Genomic DNA, 18863 nt, shown 5'->3' on the forward strand with positions numbered 1-18863 from the left:
TCTTTCATCATCCGGGGATACCTGGGGTCCCTCCCTTCCCTATTATACCCTAGGTGATAAAAACATATACCTGTAAGCCCCCCACTCATCCCTCCTTGGGTTCTATTGGTATAAGCCATCCCATAACCGTCGGTGAGAGATTCAATGTTTTGAGCCATAAGCGAGCTTCGTTCTGAACTAGATAACCTGCCTGGAGTAAACTCAAATCGAGGATTTCTCAGAAATTCTCCCTTGGGCCACCCGGCAGTAAACACCCAAGGGTACTCATCTTCTTCAACTCGATAATCTGCAAGAGTGGCTACGGGATAGATTTCATTGCTGCTAAACTTCACCAGCGCCACGTCTTGACCGTCCTGTTGTTTGATTTTGCTATAGTCAATCCGGTAGCGGCGGCCATCTGGGGTGATGAGTTGATAATTTTGGTCTGGATTTTGCACCACATGGCGGGCGGTTACAACATAATAAGTGTTTTTCTGTTTGGCAATGATGACCCCAGATCCAGGGACTGGATCTAATGATGGATATTTTTTATCCCGCGCCTCTATGCGAACGGTTACGGCTTTGGCATTGTCATAAACTTGTTTCGCCAATCCTGTCAGGTAGGGTTCGGCTTCTTTCATCACTTCTGGGGCTGCTTGTGCCAACACGGACACGGGCAACCCCCAACTTAAACTGACCATTTTCTGCCGTTGGTCGTCGGTGGGGCGCGTGCCGTTGGCATAGATAAAGGGGTCGCCGAAGAGGGGATTCCCCTGTCGGCCATTGAAGCCGATGATATCCCCTTGGCGGTTGAGAATTGGGCCTCCGCTCATGCCGTTTTGGATGGGATTGCTGTATCCCAGTTGATATCCTTGTTCTAAGGCTTGGTCTGGGATGAGAGAGATTTGCCCTTCCGTGACGATGCTGGTGGGGGTGGGGGATTCGGCGATAAAACCGGCGGCCCAGACTTTTTCTCCGGCTTTTAATCTCACATCGGGGTTCGTGAAGGTTCCGACATCATAAATGCGATCGGCGTTAAATTCTAGCAAGCCTAAATCGTTATCCTGAAAGTCGATGTTGTCACGGTTAACGAGGGTGGCGGGATAATCTAAGCCGTCTGGGGTTTGGATGCGGATATTTGGGACAAGGTTGGGGTCTGAGGGTTGGCTATTCCCGGCTTGAACTGCCCGCAAGACGTGCTGATTGGTGACGACGGTATAGGTTGATCCGACTTTCCTGATGATGGTGCCGGAACCTGCGGACTCACTGCCCATGACTTTGACGGTAATGGCGCGGGCGAGTTGTTGCAACTCTTCCGGGGATAAGTTGGGGTTAATTTGTGCTTGGGAAATCCGGGTGGGGATTTGGCAGCTATGCAGGGTGGGGGTGAGTAAGAGTAGCGCACCCATGAGGAGCAGTTCTGAGGGTTTTTTAATCATCTTTTCCTCCGGTAGTGGTTGACGGGTAGCCGGGGAGGGAGAATGTGGAAAGGTTTTAATTCTCCCGGATTTGAAGGTTATTCAAGGGGAGCATTTTGGAGAATTTCGCTCAGGGGAATATGGACTTTAAAACTGCCACTTTGCGGAATGGGATTCATGGCGCTGCCTTTACCCATGTCGATTAACATTTCTCGGATGGTTTGGGGGTTATCTTCCGATCGCAGGGTAAATAACATTAAACCGCATCGTTCGTTATCGTTAATGGCTGCACAAACGACGGGTAAATTATTCTGAGTATCGTTAGTGATGTAATTGAGTTGGTTATTATCGGCAGCTTGTTGAAATTTGGGGGAAACTTCTTGGCAACGGGCTTGGGGAGTCCAGCCGGATGCGGTGAAATATTCGGATTTCCAGCGGATGATGGCTTTGTTTCCTCGGGGGGTTTCGGCGTAGGTGGTGTAGTTGCCTTCGGCGTCTTGTCCGCAGAAGTAGCGCGGGGTGGCAACGGCACTGTTGCTGGTTTGTGCGCCGCAACTGGCTAAACCCAGGGCGAGGAGGGCTACACCGGATCCGGTGCAAAGTTTAGTGGTCAAGGACTGAGTGAACATGGGGGTAAGCTCCCTTGGCTTGAGGGATTATGATGTTTATCATACTCATTTATTCGGGTGGGAGCTATGAAACGATGCAGATTGTTATTTTCAACAGGTCCCTGGTGATCTCTGAAATTTTGCAGCAGGGTCCGCCGGGGTTTTTAACCCCCGACGGGTTTTGCCACTGAATTTAAGACCGCATCAAATTATCAAAGGATTCTGTCTCGCGAACGGAGTTAAAGTCTGACTCATGTTGAGCCATTTCTCGAATGTCGGAATTGAGAGAAATGGCCTGCCGGAGATTATCAACTGCCATATCGGTATCACTTTTTAAGGCATAGCAGCGGGCTTTTCCGTACCAGGCATCGGCTTTGTCGGAACTGGTGCGAATGGCTTTGTTATACGCTGCGATCGCCTCGTCATAGCGTTGCAATCGAGTATAGGCGACTCCCTGACCTAAAAATGCTTCATAACAATCGGGATTAATTTCCGTTGCCTTGTCATACATCTCTACAGCATTTTCATATCTCCCTTCCCGAAATAGCTCGTTCCCTTGGGTGACATAAATGCCAAAAATTTCCTGGAAGGGTTCCTCCATCCGGGTTTGCATTTTCATCGACTCTTCCAAGGTTGTTCGAGCTTCAGCAATTAAGTTTTGAGTCGCTAAAGCCATTGAAATCAACTCGTTTAATTGAGCAGTGCTCTTCGGTTCTTCAGCGAGAGCTAGAGGCATTCCGCCTTTCTCACTTTTGACCAAGCTCCCCCCTTTTTGTGAGGCAGGCAGTTGGGAGGGAACCGGCTGCCCAAGTTGTTCTCTCACCTCACTTGTAACTTGATTGGCGACGCTTTTTTTGAGCAGCCAAATTCCGGCCAAGGTTGCAGCGACAGGAAGAACCACTAATCCGGCGATCGCAGCAGCTAAGGGACTCACCGTCCGCATAAAAGCCCGGTCTACTTCCGTTTGAATTTGCTGTTGAATGGCTGGATCGAGGTCGGAATTTTGTTGTAACACCTCTTGCTGGGCTGCTTCCGATTCGGGGGCCTTCTCCGGCTCATTTTCTGGCTCATTTTTTGCCGAGGCTGCTGGAGTAGTTTCCGCCGGTGGGGTGGGGGCCGCAGCGGGGGACGGCTTGGCCGCTTCCGGGGTAGAGGATGCCGGAGTGGGTGCCACAGGGACTAGGGGTCTGGGTGGGGGAGGGGGGGTTGGACGTTGTGCGCTTGCTGCACCCACAGACAGCAAAAGCGTCAGCAGCATCAGGGTACTTTGTCCAGCGATCCTCGCGCACAATGCGGTGAGTGGCGCTAGATCCATAGTAGGCGACATCCCTGGACGAACCGCCTGCTTCGACATAGAAAAGGGGAGCCTTACCCTGCGCGGCCCCCTTGCGTTCCCGACTCGATTTGTCATGGTCATGGAAATCTCACCTATTAATCGCTCGACGACTTCACCACTTTGGCATCACTGTAGACGATTCTACCGATTTCTCAGGTCTTAATTCCGTTATCTTTAAGGCCAAAAGTCTGCCAATCAAGACAATACCGGACCGGAGCAATGCTGAGTGGACTCTCTTTTTTTATCGGTCAAGTTTTTGATCATATCATCACCTCGATCGCCTATCAAGAGGGTCAAAATCCATCTCCCAGCGGGTCGGCGTCGGTATTAAATAAAGACGAGAATAAGCCCAGTTTCTAGCCCAAATTTAGTGCGACTTGCCAGGGATTGGGTAAAGAAACCGGAGTTTTAACCGCGATTGAAGCGATCGCCGACTCTGGTATAAAGGGGATGGAAACTCAAGATTGTATCTAAATTTCAAAAATGGAGGTCCGAGGAAAAGATGGGAACACAATGGGAAAATTTGCTGCAAAATCTAGGAGACTGGGAGGGGTCGTTCACGCGACTCTCACCCACTGGGACCCTACTCGAAGAAACTCCCACGAGACTTTCCTTGGAGGGATTAGACGAAAATCGACAGGTGCGCTTTACGCTCAAATTTTTTGCCCCCGGGGGAAATCGGGACACGGACCCACCCGTTAAGGAATCAGTCCAAGAGTTCCAATCCTTGGGGCGGCATATTTTATTTTTTGATTCCGGGGCGTTTTCCCAGGCGTCGATGCAACTGTCCCCCTTGTCCACTTTGCTGATCGAGTTCGGGTTCATCTGGGATAACCGTCGCTTACGGGCGGTACATCAATTTGCAGTGGGGGGTGAGGCGGAACGGTTTACCCTGATTCGAGAAAAACGGGTGGGTACAGGGGCGACAGAAAATCCGCCCTTGACTTTAGAGCAATTGTTGGGGCGGTGGGAAGGGGAAGCGCAGACGCTTTATCCAGATTTGCGAAACTCGGAGACTTTCACCACGACTCTGGAAGTGCAAAAAAGTGGGACCGACGGTTTAGAGCAACGGATCACGGTGGCTGGTGGCAATCATAGCCCTCAAGAAATCTGTTCTACAGGGCGTATTGAGGGGGCGATGCTGGAGTTCGAGGGGGGCGCTCATCCGGTTCGGGTATTAATGCTGCCGGATGGGGCTTCCCTGACTTTTCCGCATCGGGTGGAAGTGGGGCAGATGTTCTTTTTAGAGGCGGGTTGGTTAATTGAACCCACTCTGCGGCAGCGGTTAATGGGCAGTTACAATCAAAAGGGAGAATGGACCAGCGTGACTTTAGTGACTGAGCGCAAGGTGAGGTAAAGTCCGGAATGGGTGGGGGTTAGAGTAAAGAACAGGAGCGGTGTAGGGCTTTTTGGAGTAAGGCTTGATATTCCCGATCGCTAATGGTATAGGCTCCAAATCGGTCTAAATGGGGGTTACTCATTTGGGCATCAAATAAAACAAACTGGCGATCGCGCAGTCGTTCTACAAGCTTCACCATTGCCACCTTTGACCCTTCTGGAATCCGATAAAACATCGACTCGCCAATAAAAGCGCCCCCGATCGCAATTCCCAGAATCCCCCCAGCGAGGGTATCTCCTTGCCAGGTTTCAAAACTATGGGCCCAACCCTGGGAGTAAAGTTCCCAGTAAATTTCTTTTAATTCAGGAGAAATCCAAGTCGTCAGGCGATCGGAACACCCCTCTACTACCCCCTTAAAATCTCGGTCGATCGCCACAGTGAACCGTTCTTGATTCAGGGCACGATTTAAGGATGAAGGATAGCGGAAGCGATCGTCTAAGGGAATCAGCGCTCGCTTGCGACTGGAGTACCACCCGACGCTCTCATCGCCCACATTCGCCATTAAAAAATAGCCTTGGGCGTAACCTTGGATGATTGACGGAATGTCCAATTCCATGAACTTAGCCGGTTAAAAATTGAGAAATTGCAGACCACGCACCAGGGAGGAACGGCTTAAAAAGGGAAGAAAGTGCTGCCCTCAAACCGGCTCAAAATTTAAAAATATCATGAAACTTACGGCCTACTCTGACTTAGGGGGATTTCTCTAGTTCAGTGTCACGACTTTAGTCGTTCTTCTAGTTCAGTATCCGGACTAAATTTGGGACACTCCACTAGCGGAATCATTCTTGAGGGTTCATCCTTGATCCCCGTTTGAAGTGGGTTTGAGGGCGAATGTACTATAAGATCGAGATAATAGTAATGTAAATTTGAATGCCCATGAGCGAACCGATTAAACCGATTACGTTGCCCCCCATGAGTAATCCTCAACAGGAGGGGAAATGGTTGCAGGCTGCTTTACATCAGTGGCTCGATCGCGAGTTTATTCCCGAAGCAGTCAACCACCAAATTGCGGAACGAGCGACTCAAATTTTTGTCCGTCAGCGACTTGAAGGCGAGAATGACTTAGGCTCTCTGGTGATAGCGATCGTCACGGAAATGCAGGCGTTTGATTTTTCTAAAAGTTTTTATGGGGAATTTGCGATCGCCAATGCCGTCAGTGACTTACTGTTAGATAGTCTGGGGATTGATCGCTGTTGTGGACAATAATCTTAGGGAGCGTCGGGATTTTAGATTTTAGATTTTAGATTTTAAAATGTCTGATCTAAAATCCAAAATCCACGCTCTATCTAGCTTTGGACTACCAGCTTGACTTAACGACCCCAGGAAGGAGTCCCTCGTGGGCCATTTCCCGAATCACGTTCCGAGAGAGTCCGAAATCGCGATAAAACCCTCTGGGACGTCCCGTCAGCCAACAACGGTTACGCACCCGGTTAGGGGCGCTATTGCGGGGCAGTTGTTGAATTTGGCGGTGAATTTGCAATTTTTCTTCTGGATCCGTCGCTGCGGCAAATTGCGCTTTTAACTCAAACCGCTTATCGATGTACTTGTCAACGAGCGCTTTGCGTTTCTTTTCCCGCTCGATCATGGATTTCTTAGCCATGTAATGATTTTCATCCCTTAAAAAAGACAGCATCTTTCATTCTAGCTGATAAATCGGCCTTCGGCGCATGAACCTTGACCGATTTAAAGCTAATCCCTCCCCTTAAGGCATCATTTCAGCGAAGGGAATAGAACCGTCACTGATTTGAATAAAGTAGTCGGAGTTGGAGTTGGAGGCGATCTCAGAGGTTTCGATTTCTCCAACGGGTAAGATCAGGGTCGCCTCTAAATGCGATCGCACGACGGAGGAGCAATGGGACTCGCCATGCAGGCAATCCACGAGGAGTTGATTGGCCTGATAATATTGGTCCAGTAGAGCCAGTTGTCGGGGGGTAAACTGCCAATTATGACCGATTTGACGATGCTTGATGAGCAAGGCACGAAATTGTTCAGCCCAGACAGGGGCCCGATCGCCCCACCAGGCAATGAGGCGATCGCGACCCTCCCCAGGATCCGGCAGTTGGTCCTTCAGTTCTTGGAATCCTTCGCGCAATTCGGGCTCATGGGTTAAACTGCGGTCAAGGTCCAAGGCAAACCCCAGGGAGAGGATTTGTTTCACGTTGGGATTGCGGGTCAGATTTTGAACCAATTCTAAAGCTCGTGCCAATTCTAAATCCAATGCTAACTCAGGAGCCAAATCCCGGGCTAAACTGGGGTCCAAGGCAAGGGCTAAACCCAGGCTGCGATCGCGAAATAGGGTAAAGTAAAATGCTCGGATTGCTGCGGGTTTGTACAATCCTTCCAGCAGTCGGCATTTAGCACTGGTACAGGCTAAAAATTGTTGTAACTTGCCATCGGCAACCAACATGACATCAATTTGCTGCTTCATTGCTTGCAGCAGAGGGTCAGCATTTCTTAACAATTCCGAGGTGAGTAACACCACTTCTCGCCATCGGGGTTCACAAACATGACTCGCTAACCCTTGTAACTCCTCCTCCAACGCACTCGGATCCGGTGTTGCCGCAATCTGACGCGCGGTAAAATATTCTTGGAATGTTAAATGGGAAAAGGAATAAATTCCTCGCGCTCGTTCGACTAATAAACCATGTTGAGCTTCGATCGCATCTAGGACCGTAGCACTTTGCGATCGTAAGGTTTCGGGTGCCGTATTGCTTTGGGGTAACGTTGCCAAATAGTCCCCAATATAATGCTCAATTTCCCGCTTTTCAAAAAAGTAATTACTTTGAGCAAAAGTAGTGGCTGCAATTTGACTCAACAGTTCTATTTTTCTAGGCAAGGATAAATTTCGATAGACTTCATCCCGTTGAATGCCTCGGGCTTCATCCCAGCGCACCAGGAGAATATCTAATCCGGCTTCATAAAGTTTAGAGCGTTTGTTGGGGAAATCTTCTTTAGTCTGAAAAATACTCGCCGTTAGCGTTAACAGAATTGGGGTAACTACTAGATCCCTAATCGGTTGATTTTCCGGTAGATTGAGCTTTTCTAAAAAGCGTTGGGAGAGCAGTAAACCCGTTTCGCGATCGCCACGGGCTGCGATAAACCATTTTTCAGCAAATGCCTCAATTTGTGAGCCATCAAAATCAGCCAGTTCTACTTCCGTAAAGCCAGTAAAGTGGTACTCCCCTCCCCCCAGGCGACAGGTGATTGCCACCCGGTTTTGATAATAGGTTTCGCAAAATTGGTTGATTTCGTAGGAAATTTCTCGGTTGTCGCTGTCGGGGACTTCATCTAATCCATCTAACAAAACCAAGGCGTGACCCCCTTGCAGCAAGGTTTCAGCCTTAGCCGCTGATAGGCCAAAGTTGTGGAAAATTTTAGTAATGTAATGGAGTAAACTGCGATTCCCACTCTGTTGGCTTTCGGTTTTCCAATCCCTAATTCTAATAAAAATAGGAATCCCTTCAATGCCTGTTTTAGGGGTATTTTTTTCCTCCGCTTGTTCTTGAATACAGCCGAGGGCAAGAGATTGTAAAAATGTAGTTTTACCGGCTCCAGGCTTACCCAATATTAATAATTTTGAATAGGTAGAAACCGCTTGGATAGCAGGAATTTTGGACTCTTGTTGTGATGGAGAAATGTTGCGGCCTACCTGTCCCTGGGACTGACGAGTTTGCCTGGGCTGAAATTGGAGATCGGAGACTTCTAGCCATCGTTGCCGACTCAGTTGTTCCAGAATATTAACCTGGATGTAGATATCATTCAGAGCAACAGGTTGGGAGTTGTCTAAAAGACGCAGCGTTCCACATTGAGCGCGAATGGGTTCTCTCATGCGCGATCGCACTTGAGTGACTAAGGTAGTGATATCTTCAATAGGCGGATCTAATCCCGGATCATCCGCTGTATTGGGAACCTCTGCGGGGACCTCATCGGGGAACTCGGCGATATCCTGCCAATCTAAGTCTAATTTGCAGCAAATTTCTATAAAAATTGGCCGTTCAATAGGACGTCCCGTCAAAAATTTCCAAATAGATTGACGAGTTTCTAATCCCACTTCAGAAGCCAAATCTTGCTGCGTCCAGCCACTTCTTTCAAACGCAGCTTTTGCCTTGATTTTTCCGGTTTCGGAAGTGTTCAGTGAGCGTTTTCTCATGGGGATAATCCAGTTTATTTAATCAATTATTTGGTAATTTTGGAACCCAAAGGATGCTACTCACAGTGGGGATAAATTGTGGTGGGGTTAACAGTGGCAAAGAGTAGGAGCTTACTCCTGTTGAGGATGAAGCTCTATTCATAAGGGATTGCTGAATCCAACTGCAATCGGCTTGAAAAAGCAGAAGCAATATCAGCTATTTATAATAGTGGTGGCATGAGGTTTCCAGTGCAGCGATCGCGGTTGCCGATGTCGGGAGATCTTCTGACTATCACCCTGATGATCCCTGACAGTAGCAAGGGGTGATGACTTCTGGACCCCGAGGCGATCGCTGACTCACTGTGGAGTGAGGTAAATCACCTGGAATTTCAAACCCAGACTCGGGGAATTTAAAGAAGTCTCAGAAACAGGACTTTCCCTTGAGTTTTGACAAATTCCATCCCTGCAAGGGGGGTTAAACCCCTATTATACAAGAAGTTGGTCCCCTTGGGGAGGATGGGGAGGATGGGGGAGGTAGGGTAGATGGGGGAGATGGGGGGGATGGGGGAGATGGGGAGGATGGGGGAGAGGGGGAGGATGGGGGCGATGGGGGAGATGGGGAGGATGGGGAGGATGGGGAAGAAGTTCAATGTTTTGACTTCAGTGGTTTCCGCGTTATGAAAGTGATCGCTTTCATAACGCCCCTTTGAAAGCTTAAGATCCGGTCCCCAAACAGGCACTTAATCCGCTCATGGTAAATGTCATAGCTGAAGCCATGACACTAAAATAACAACTTCAGTCGTTGCTACGAACAATCTCCCCCATCTCCCCCATCCTCCCCATCTCCTCCATCCTCCCCATCCTCCCCATCCTCCCCATCTCCCCCATCTCCCCCATCTCCCCCATCTCCCCCATCTCCCCATCCTCCCCATCTTCCCCCAATCCCCTTACCGCTTTATGATGAGAGAAAGAAATCATAACAGCAGGATATGCAGTTGATAGGGATTTTCTGTGGGTTGATTGTGGGTGCGATCGCCGGTTATTTGTGGTCCAAAAAGATGCACTGCGTTGGAGAAAAGGACTCATCGCCGATCGCCTCGTTGCCGGAGAAAACTGCGCCGGTTGCAGCGGATCAATTGCACTCCCGAGTCACCGGGAAGGAAATTCTCTATTGTCGGATATTTCAGGAAAATTCCGCAGTGCAATTGATTACTGACCCCGAAACCGGGATGATTCTGGATGCGAATATCGCAGCCTCGCAGTTTTATGGGTATGAGATTGAGGCTTTAAAGCAACTTAAACTGGAAGAACTTCATTCTCTTGGGGATCTCCCAGGGGCGATCGCTGAGGAAGCAGTTGCGGAGGGCAGTCCCTGGGTTGGAGGGTCCAAGCAAACTGTAGAAATCGAAACGAACCCGATTGATATTGAGGGTGATGTCGTGAACCTGTGCCTAGTTCAGGACATCCCCTCGAAGCAACAAATGGAAGAAATCCAACAAAGTGCAGAACGATATCGGTGTTTGGCTGCTGCCACTTGCGAAGGAATTCTCTTGCACGATCGCGGGGTCATTATTGATGTGAACCGGGTTCTGGCGCAGATGCTGCGGTATGAAAAAGAAGAACTCATTGGAACCCCGGGTGTGGTGTTAGTCACCCCAGAGTATCGGGAAATTGTGGCTGAGAACATTCAAAATCAAAGCGATCGCCCCTATCTCGTTGTGGCACTCCGGAAAGATGGCTCAACTTTTCCGGCTGAATTGCACCCGAAAATGATTGACTATCAAAACCGCCTCGTTCGGGTAGTGACAGTTCGGGATATCACGGAACGCAACCAGGTGGAGGAAGAACTGCGACAAGCGCGAGATCAACTGCGTGCTGTCTTAGACTCGGTACCCGGTAGCATTGCCTGGATTGATTCTAATTTGACCTATCTCGGGATTAACCGTTACCTAGCGCGTTCCTTCAATATTCAACCGGAAACCTTTATCGGAAAAACCATTGGGTTTCTGGAACCGGAAACGGAAATTCGAGATTTTGTTGAGGAATTTTTCCAGAGTAGCCAATCGGAAACCTCTGTGGAAATGGAATGGGAAGTGGATGGACTTCCCTGGCATTATTTAGTCGTGGCACAGAAATATCTCGGGGGTAAAGCGGCAGTTTTTGCCGGATTTGACCTCACTGGGCGTAAGCAAGCGGAACGAGAATTGCGCTTTAGTGAAGCGAGTATCCGGGCTTTATATGAAGTCAGCGCGGATCCCACCCTGAATTTTGACCAACGTTTGCAGCGATTATTAGAACTGGGATGCGAGTGGTTTGAGCTGGAAATGGGATGTTTAGGGCAGTGGGTAGGCGATCGCCTGGAAGTCATTGCCGCCCATCCCCCGATTTGTACCCTTGTTCCCAGGGCTATTTTTACTGGCGATCGCCCCGGGAGTGAGGCATTAGATCTAACCCCTGTGTTTCGTGGGATTCAGTCTGCTATCAGCACAGGGGGAGAATCCGATCGCCCTTCTTCCACGGACCCGACCCCGGCTTATTTCGGGACCTCCGTCACGGTGGCGGGTCAAGTTTATGGTCCCCTGAGCTTTTCAAGTCCCCATCCCCGTCGCCGTCCCTTTAGTGCGGTAGAACAAGAATTACTCAAATTGATGGCGCAGTGGATTGGGGGGGAATTGGAACGCCAACAGGCAGCAACCGCCCTCGCCCAAGCATTTCATCGCAGTCTACTCCTGAGACAAATTACCCAGAAAATTCGCCAGAGTTTGGACACGCACCAAATTTTACAAACCACCGCAACCCAACTGGGACGAGCATTGGAGGTGGATCGGTGTTTGCTCTTTCGCTATCAAGTCTTACCCGAGGCGCAATTGTACTGTGTGACGGAGTATTTGACTCCTGGGGCGAGTTCTTTACTGAATTTAGAAATTCCGATTCGGGACAATCTCTTAGCCGATCGCGTTATCACTCAGGACCGGGCGATCGCCCTGGATGATGTGGAGGATAACGCGCTGGGTTTCGCGATTTGTCCGGTATTTAAGCAACTCGGCGTGCGATCGCTCATGGCGATTCGGACTTCTTATCAGGGAGAACCCAATGGGGGGATCGCCTTGCAACAATGCCAAGGATTGCGACAGTGGCGGGAAGATGAAATCGAACTCCTGGAAGCCGTGGCGGATCAAGTCGGGATTGCTTTAGCGCAAGCGGAGTTACTGGAACGGGAAACTCAACAACGTCAACAACTCGCCGAACAAAATCTTGCCCTTGATCGCGCCAAACAGTTAGCAGAAGTCGCTAATCAAGCCAAAAGTGAATTTTTGGCAATGATGAGTCATGAAATCCGTACTCCCATTAATGGAGTGATCGGCATGACGGACCTCCTTCTGGATACTGCCCAAACTCAACAACAAAGACAGTGGACTGAAACGATTCGCAACAGCAGCGAGAGTTTATTACGGATTATTAACGATATCCTGGACCTCTCTAAAATTGAGTCCGGTAAATTGGAGTTCGATGAACGACCCTTTTCCTTGCCCGATTGCATCGCGAGAGCCGTGAGCGTCCTTGCGCCCCAAGCCACAGCCCGAGGAATCCGTCTAGTTACCCAAATTACCCCGGAGACGCCCTCTCAGATTATGGGCGATCGCACCCGACTCCAGCAAATTTTGGTCAATCTCCTGGGGAATGCGGTCAAATTCACCGAAGTCGGGGAGGCGATCATTTCCGTGAGTGCCTCGCCTATCCCCGAGGATGTCATTGCAACGGACAATCAGCAATCTTGCCGCTATCGAATTCAATTCCAAGTACAAGATACAGGCATCGGCATTCCCCCCGAAGGAATGCACCGCCTGTTTGAATCGTTTTCCCAAGTCGATCTGTCTACCTCTCGACGCTATGGCGGTACCGGATTGGGTTTAGCCATCAGCAAACGCTTATGTGAATCAATGGGGGGTCAAATGTGGGTGGAAAGTATGGGAAATTGTGCCGGAAATCCGCCGGAAAATTGGCCGTTGCAACCTTTTTCCGCAGACTCTCAGTTTCCCGGTTCTACGTTTTACTTTACGATTGTGACCCTCGCTTGTCCTTACGCTCAGATTGAAAAAAGCCCCCCTTTAGAAAGATCTGAGACTTTGAATCCGGTTCGCCCTCGTGCTATTGTCTCGGAATCCTCCCCAGCAAAGCTTCCCTTACGAATTCTCTTAGCAGAAGACAATCCTGTGAACCAAGAAGTGGCAATGCGGACCTTGGAAAAGATTGGGTATCGAGCTGATTTAGTGCAAAATGGCATTGAAGCCTTGGAAGCCTTGCGCCGTCAACCTTATGATGTGGTGTTAATGGATATTGAGATGCCGCAAATGGACGGATTGACCGCAACCAAGCGGATTCGGGAGGAATGGCAAAACCGCCCAGAACCGGGGCCGAAAATTATTGCTATTACCGCTTATGCAATGGAGGGCGATCGCCAAAAATGCTTTGCCGCCGGGATGGATGGTTATATTACCAAACCCTTTCGCATCAAGGCTTTAGCCACCGCTTTGGAACAAATTCAATCCGGTGCAGCCCAAATTAACTCGGCAGATCCGATGCAGTCTACCTTTGTCAGTGACCATTTGTTTGCGTCTAACCCTCTACCCCCCCAAAATCAAGAAGGTGAAGCGGTCCTCGATCGCCAGATTCTGGATTCTTTACGGGATATGGCAGGTCCCAAAGCCGCCGCCATGTTGTCTCTGATTATCGGCAATTATCTTGAAGATGCACCGGAAAGGCTCCAAGAAATACGAGAGGCAGTGGCGCAAGGTAATCCGGAAGGGTTGCGTCAAGCTGCACATTCCATGCGATCGAGTAGTGCCAATCTCGGTGCTCTCACCCTTGCGAATCTGTTTAAAGAGTTAGAGAATTTAGGTCGGGCTGGCACTACTGTTAACGCACAGACGCTCCTCAACCAGGTGGAAAAGGAGTATGAGAACGTGATCAAAGCCTTGGAACTCGAACGGAAACAGAATAATTCATGACTCCTACTGGTGAAGATAATTCCCCGCTAATTTTGCTTGCCGATGACGATCGCTCCATGCGATCGCTCCTGCGTCTGGCAATGGAAGAAGAAGGATATACCGTAGCGGATGCTAAAAATGGTGAGCAATGTTTGGCAGAATTTAAACGACTGCAACCGGATATGGTCCTGCTGGATGCAGTGATGCCCGTCATGGATGGGTTCACCTGCTGCCATCAGTTACGCAGTCTGCCTGGAGGGGAACATACTCCGGTTCTAATGATTACTGTCCTGGATGATGCCGATTCCGTCGATCGCGCCTTTGAAGCGGGGGCCACCGATTATGTGACGAAACCCCTCCATTGGGCGGTATTGCGTCAGCGGGTGAGTCGTTTATTACAGGCGTCTCAATCTCTACAACAAGTAACGCAAGTTTCTCAGGTATTGGATCAGGTAAGTCTGAGGGAGCGACTATTTCGCTATCTGGCAGCTAGTCTGACTCAGGGTTTACCCCACGAGGAAATTCTCTCGGGTTCGCTTGGGCAGTTACGAGGTTTGTTAGGGGTGGATCGGGTAGCCCTATGCGATCGCCAGGGAACTTGTCTCATGGACTCCGTGGCAAGTGAAGCAATGTCAGGGGCGAAATCTGCCTTACAACAAACAGGGTGTTACCAGCGGTTGCAATCGGGAGAACCCGTTGCTTTTGCGGATCTGCAAACCGCAGTCAATGAAGAGGCGATCGGCTATTTTACGGCGTTGAATATTAAAGCGGCCCTATTGGTCCCCTTTCCCCCCGGGGCTCAATGGCAAGGGGTCCTCACGGTCTATCATTCCCAAGGGCGATCGTGGGACCCCGCAGAGGTGGCATTTCTGAGTGAGTTCTGCACCCTCCTCAACCGCGTCATCTCTATTAAGTATGAAGCCTAAACCATAGGTCCTCCACCGGGGTCCCACTTCCCTGATTTTGGGAAAAATTAGAACATTTTTTCAAAGTCAAACAAAATTTTTCAAAGTTATACAGAACTTGAACAGTTTGCAAACGCGATCGCAAACATCCATAGACAATACTAAGGATAAGCAACGGTTGAGGGCAATGGGTACCGAGGCTCCGCAGCCTCGATACCCACTTTAAAACTTTCTTCCCTGAATCAACACCGGGTCGGAGAGTCAAGGAGTATCCACAATCAATCAAATTGGCTAATTCCGGCAGGACCTAATGAGGTCAAAACCACTATTCCAGACCCGATTCAGGACCAGGCACCGTCAAAACCACTATTCCAGACCCGATTCAGGACCAGGCAAGGTCAAAACCACTATTCACAACCCGATTCCAGAAAAGGCAAGGTCAAAACCACTATTCCAGACCCTGTTTAGGACCAGGCAAGGTCCAACCCACTATTCAGAACCCTGTTTAGGACCAGGCAAGGTCCAACCCACTATTCAGAACCCTGTTTAGGACCAGGCAAGGTCCCAACCACTATTCAAAACCCTGTTCAGGACCAGGCAAGGTCCCAACCACTATTCAAAACCCTGTTCAGGACGTTCTAATGTCCACTTGATCGTAACTGTAGGCCCAAAATTTTCCCAATAGCCGGGGAAATACAATCCCAGAGATCAAGTCCTTTCCGGGGACCTTGCCAATGGAAACCTACGATTAAAGCAAAACCTCTACAATCTTCTGGGTTAAATCTATGGATCCTCTAACCTTGACCCCTAGCCCCCCTACAAAAGAAAAGGTTGGGACACAAACGTGCCCCAAACCGCAAAACCACTATTCTAATGTACCCATATCCACTGTAACTCTAATCGGGGGAGAGTTGCAAGATGAATTTATATAATTTTCAAATTTCTGACAAATTTCTTGCTCCTCCTACGGAAATCCGTCCCGGTGAACCCTCGGCAACCTTTGTAGGGGCCAGATGGAAACTCCGCCGAATGGTCCCGGTTCCATATCCTGAACCCAGCTACTCTTTCCCAGAGCATACCGTAACGGAGCGGCTGTTGCGGGTTGTCAAAGTCCCTTACCCTCAGCCAGAACAGCACTTACCCGATGCCTCTGCTCTGGATCCCCTTGAACCAAGCCGAGAGCCTTCCCCGGGATGGGATTCAGTTGGGCCGTGTGGGACTTCTCATCACCAGACGATTCGTTCCCACTGGAGTGAACCCCGTTCTCGATCGCCCGTTCAAATCTCTGCTTCTTGAATCGAGCGGGACCCTTCACCCCAAAATTCCGCAAGATTCACCCCCCCCTTGTTCCACCCGACGGCGAAAACCACGCTGGGCTCAGGGTGCTGACGCTGCTCAATCCCATTGGAGAGACTGTTGAAGACCCACTTCAATTAAATTAATAAAGATTAAGTTTATGAAAACTGCCAAAACTCAACTTGAAGGAAATTTTACTTCAGCTCTTCCTAAAAGTCCATTTCATCCATCCGACAAGTCTGATAAACCCAACTACAACTCAAATTTTGCTAATGCCATCCTCAAAGGGGTTGTCTTTACAGGAGCCAATTTAAAAAGGGCTAATTTGATTCGCAGTAATTTATCCGGAGCAGATTTGCAAGGCGCAGATTTGCAAGGAGCCAATTTATCGGAATCAAAGCTTTGTGAAGCCAATTTACGGGGGGCCAATTTAACAAATGCTGATTTGAGGGGAGCTGATTTGAGGGGAGCTGATTTAACCGCCGCAATCATGCCAGACGGAACAATTTATGACCCCAATTACCATGTTTTATCGTTAAATAACGATTAAGTTTGATAAGATTTTCAATTAATTAGCGTCAAGCCATTCAAGCCATGATTAGGACCCCTAAAGAAGAACAACTGAAGTCGTTACTACCAACAAGAGAAAAGTTTATTTGTTGGTGGTAATGACTTCAGTCGTTCTTCTTTTTCTACATTATTCCCGCGAATTCATAAGAGTGAGTGCTAGAAACAACTATCCCAATACATTAGGAAGTAGAGTCAGATCCGCTGCTGGACATAAATCAGCTAACTCACAGCGATCGCAAGCGGGTTTTTTGGCGTTACAAACTGCTCTTCCATGATAAATCAACCGAATCGACCAATTTTCCCAATCTTCCTGGGGAAGTAGGCGAATTAAATCCCGTTCTATCTTTACCGGGTCCGTATTTTCCGTCAATCCTAACCGATTGGATAACCGTTTCACATGGGTATCTACTGTCACCCCTTGGTTAATCCCGTAGGCATTTGCCAGGACAACATTAGCCGTTTTTCGAGCAACTCCCGGCAAATCCACGAGCAATTCCATCCGTTTTGGTACTTGATGATTGTGCTTTTCCACGATCGCCCGACAAGCGCCTTGAATATTTTTCGCCTTATTCCGATAAAACCCTGTGGACCGAATTAATTGTTCCAACTCCTCAATATCCGCATGGGCGATCGCCTGTGCATCCGGAAACCGTCGAAACAACTCCGGAGTTACCTGATTTACCCGCTCATCTGTACATTGTGCCGATAAAATTGTCGCTACCAATAATTGTACCGGCGTCTCATAATTCAGCGTACAGTCTGCCTCCGGATACAATCGCTTCAGACGAATTAAAATCTCGATCGCCCGTTGCTTCGTCGCCGCCCACTTCCGAGTAATATTCATGGTAAAAAATTGCCGAACAAATGAAGGATGACGTCATCATTGCCGTTCATCCTCCATTACCTTTATTGAAATAACTGTTGGACCCAACCCAAATTGGCCGTATCCCGAACAATCAGGAAAATACCCAAACCCAACAGCAACACTAACCCGGTTTGCATCACCCCATCTTGGATATGAGTCGGCAATGGTTTACCGCGCAATCCTTCAATTAACAAAAATCCCAACTGACCACCATCGAGGGCCGGAAGTGGCAAAATGTTAATAATCGCTAGGTTAATGCTAATTAACGCCGCAAATTGGAACAGATTTCCGGGATTAGACTTAGCAATATTCGCTCCGAATTCCACGATTTTTACCGGACCCGACACTTGCTCCGCCGTTTCTCGGAAATTGCTAATTAACTGTCCCAATCCTTGCACCGTCAACACTGTAATCCGTTGAAACTCCAGGGAAGCATCCCCAAACGCTGCGGGGATACTCTCGGCACGCCGACGAATCAGGCTCCCGTGAGGAGCCAATTGCACGCCAATAATCCCTTTCCCGGTTTCATCGCGTTCCGGGGAAATCGGCACTGTAAAGGTTTCATCCTGCCGCTGCACTTGGAGCTCCAGAACTTGCTCAGGATGGGTTTGGATAATCTCCATCAGAGAGCGAACCGCTTGTGCAGAAGCATCTAATTCCTCTCCACCGGCTTGCAATATAATATCTTCGGCCTGAATTCCCGCTCGATGAGCGGCAGTCTCCTCGGACATCACTTGGGCGATTTTTACCCCCGGTTGATAGTCGAAGTCTTGCACCCCCACCGTTGCCACCTGTCCGACTAACAGCAGATAGGCAAAAATCAGGTTCGCGATGACCCCAGCACTAATCACGATCGCCCGATCCAAAATTGGGCGATTGCGGAGCAAATTCGGGTCATCCGGCGGAATTTCGCTCTCGGGATCATCATCGGGAAAGCCGACATAGCCCCCCAAAGGAATCCCGCGTATGGCATATTCGGTTTCTGGGCCTTGGTATTTCCATAAAATTGGCCCAAATCCAATGGAGAAACGATTAACGTGAATGCCCTGTAATCGGGCTGCCATGAAGTGTCCCAGTTCGTGGACGAAAATAAGCATCGCCAGAACCGCGATCGCTGCCAATACTGACATTACAAACCCCAATTAAACTCCGTTATTATCACAGACTGTCTCAATGAGTCAGCCTTCACTCATGATTCGGACTTACGCAGTCCAGCAGTTCGACTGGAGATTATGCGTAAATCCTGACTTATTGTTATTTTAGGCTGCCCGGGCGGTTTCTGGGGATGGGGAGGATGGGGAGGATGGGGGAGATGGGGAGGATGGGGAGGATGGGGAGGATGGGGAGGATGGGGAGGATGGGGAGGATGG

14 protein-coding genes are annotated in these 18863 nt (G+C 49.2%); 6 read left to right on the forward strand and 8 right to left on the reverse strand.

The genetic code is table 11. The features are described from left to right. The 3 genes from NG796_RS25575 to NG796_RS25585 all read right to left on the reverse strand — a co-directional run. The coding region (locus NG796_RS25575; RefSeq protein WP_261210242.1) for a serine protease at window positions 1–1418 on the reverse strand (1418 nt) is incomplete at its 3' end. Window positions 1419–1495: 77 nt separating this feature from the next. Then, the gene (locus tag NG796_RS25580; protein ID WP_261210243.1) at window positions 1496–2026 is read right to left on the reverse strand and encodes a COP23 domain-containing protein; all 531 of its coding nucleotides are present in this window, start codon (window positions 2024–2026) and stop codon (window positions 1496–1498) included. 172 nt (window positions 2027–2198) lie between these two features. Further along, window positions 2199–3320, reverse strand: a complete 1122-nt coding sequence (locus tag NG796_RS25585; RefSeq protein WP_261210245.1) for a tetratricopeptide repeat protein — start codon at window positions 3318–3320, stop codon at window positions 2199–2201. Between the two features lie 523 nt (window positions 3321–3843). Here NG796_RS25585 and NG796_RS25590 point away from each other — a divergent pair. Next, the gene (locus tag NG796_RS25590; RefSeq protein WP_261210246.1) at window positions 3844–4698 is read left to right on the forward strand and encodes a DUF3598 family protein; all 855 of its coding nucleotides are present in this window, start codon (window positions 3844–3846) and stop codon (window positions 4696–4698) included. A 19-nt stretch (window positions 4699–4717) separates the two neighbouring features. Here NG796_RS25590 and aat read toward each other — a convergent pair whose 3' ends face one another. Further along, on the reverse strand, window positions 4718–5296 hold the full coding sequence (aat, locus tag NG796_RS25595) for a leucyl/phenylalanyl-tRNA--protein transferase (RefSeq protein WP_261210247.1): 579 nt from the start codon (window positions 5294–5296) through the stop codon (window positions 4718–4720). Between the two features lie 320 nt (window positions 5297–5616). Here aat and NG796_RS25600 point away from each other — a divergent pair, with 320 nt between their 5' ends. Beyond that, window positions 5617–5946: a hypothetical protein gene (locus NG796_RS25600; protein ID WP_254563839.1), complete on the forward strand. Its 330-nt coding sequence runs from the start codon at window positions 5617–5619 to the stop codon at window positions 5944–5946. Between the two features lie 91 nt (window positions 5947–6037). Here NG796_RS25600 and rpsN read toward each other — a convergent pair whose 3' ends face one another. Further along, window positions 6038–6340, reverse strand: a complete 303-nt coding sequence (gene rpsN / locus NG796_RS25605; protein ID WP_261210248.1) for a 30S ribosomal protein S14 — start codon at window positions 6338–6340, stop codon at window positions 6038–6040. 102 nt (window positions 6341–6442) lie between these two features. Beyond that, window positions 6443–8890: an NACHT domain-containing protein gene (locus NG796_RS25610; RefSeq protein WP_261210249.1), complete on the reverse strand. Its 2448-nt coding sequence runs from the start codon at window positions 8888–8890 to the stop codon at window positions 6443–6445. Window positions 8891–9858: 968 nt separating this feature from the next. On the opposite strand from NG796_RS25610, the gene NG796_RS25615 reads away from it, so the two are divergent. From NG796_RS25615 to NG796_RS25630, 4 genes are all read left to right on the forward strand, one after another. Further along, entirely contained in the window at window positions 9859–13878 is a 4020-nt protein-coding gene (locus NG796_RS25615; RefSeq protein ID WP_261210251.1) for a PAS domain S-box protein, read from the forward strand. Then, on the forward strand, window positions 13875–14783 hold the full coding sequence (locus NG796_RS25620) for a response regulator (RefSeq protein WP_261210253.1): 909 nt from the start codon (window positions 13875–13877) through the stop codon (window positions 14781–14783). Before NG796_RS25615 ends, NG796_RS25620 begins: the two co-directional genes overlap by 4 nt. Before the next feature lie 897 nt (window positions 14784–15680). Then, window positions 15681–16058, forward strand: coding sequence for a hypothetical protein (locus NG796_RS25625; protein ID WP_261210255.1), 378 nt, complete (start codon window positions 15681–15683; stop codon window positions 16056–16058). Window positions 16059–16218: 160 nt separating this feature from the next. Then, window positions 16219–16608, forward strand: a complete 390-nt coding sequence (locus NG796_RS25630) for a pentapeptide repeat-containing protein (protein WP_261210257.1) — start codon at window positions 16219–16221, stop codon at window positions 16606–16608. Between the two features lie 186 nt (window positions 16609–16794). Here NG796_RS25630 and nth read toward each other — a convergent pair whose 3' ends face one another. Then, complete coding sequence (nth, locus tag NG796_RS25635) at window positions 16795–17472, reverse strand: endonuclease III (RefSeq protein WP_261210259.1); 678 nt, start codon at window positions 17470–17472, stop codon at window positions 16795–16797. Between the two features lie 62 nt (window positions 17473–17534). Then, window positions 17535–18623 (reverse strand): RIP metalloprotease RseP, encoded by a 1089-nt coding sequence (gene rseP, locus NG796_RS25640; protein WP_261210261.1) that lies wholly within the window; start codon window positions 18621–18623, stop codon window positions 17535–17537. Window positions 18624–18863 lie beyond the last annotated feature (240 nt).

It is taken from the genome of Laspinema sp. D2d (assembly GCF_025370755.1).
In the GTDB taxonomy this organism is placed as follows: Bacteria; Cyanobacteriota; Cyanobacteriia; order Cyanobacteriales; family Laspinemataceae; genus Laspinema.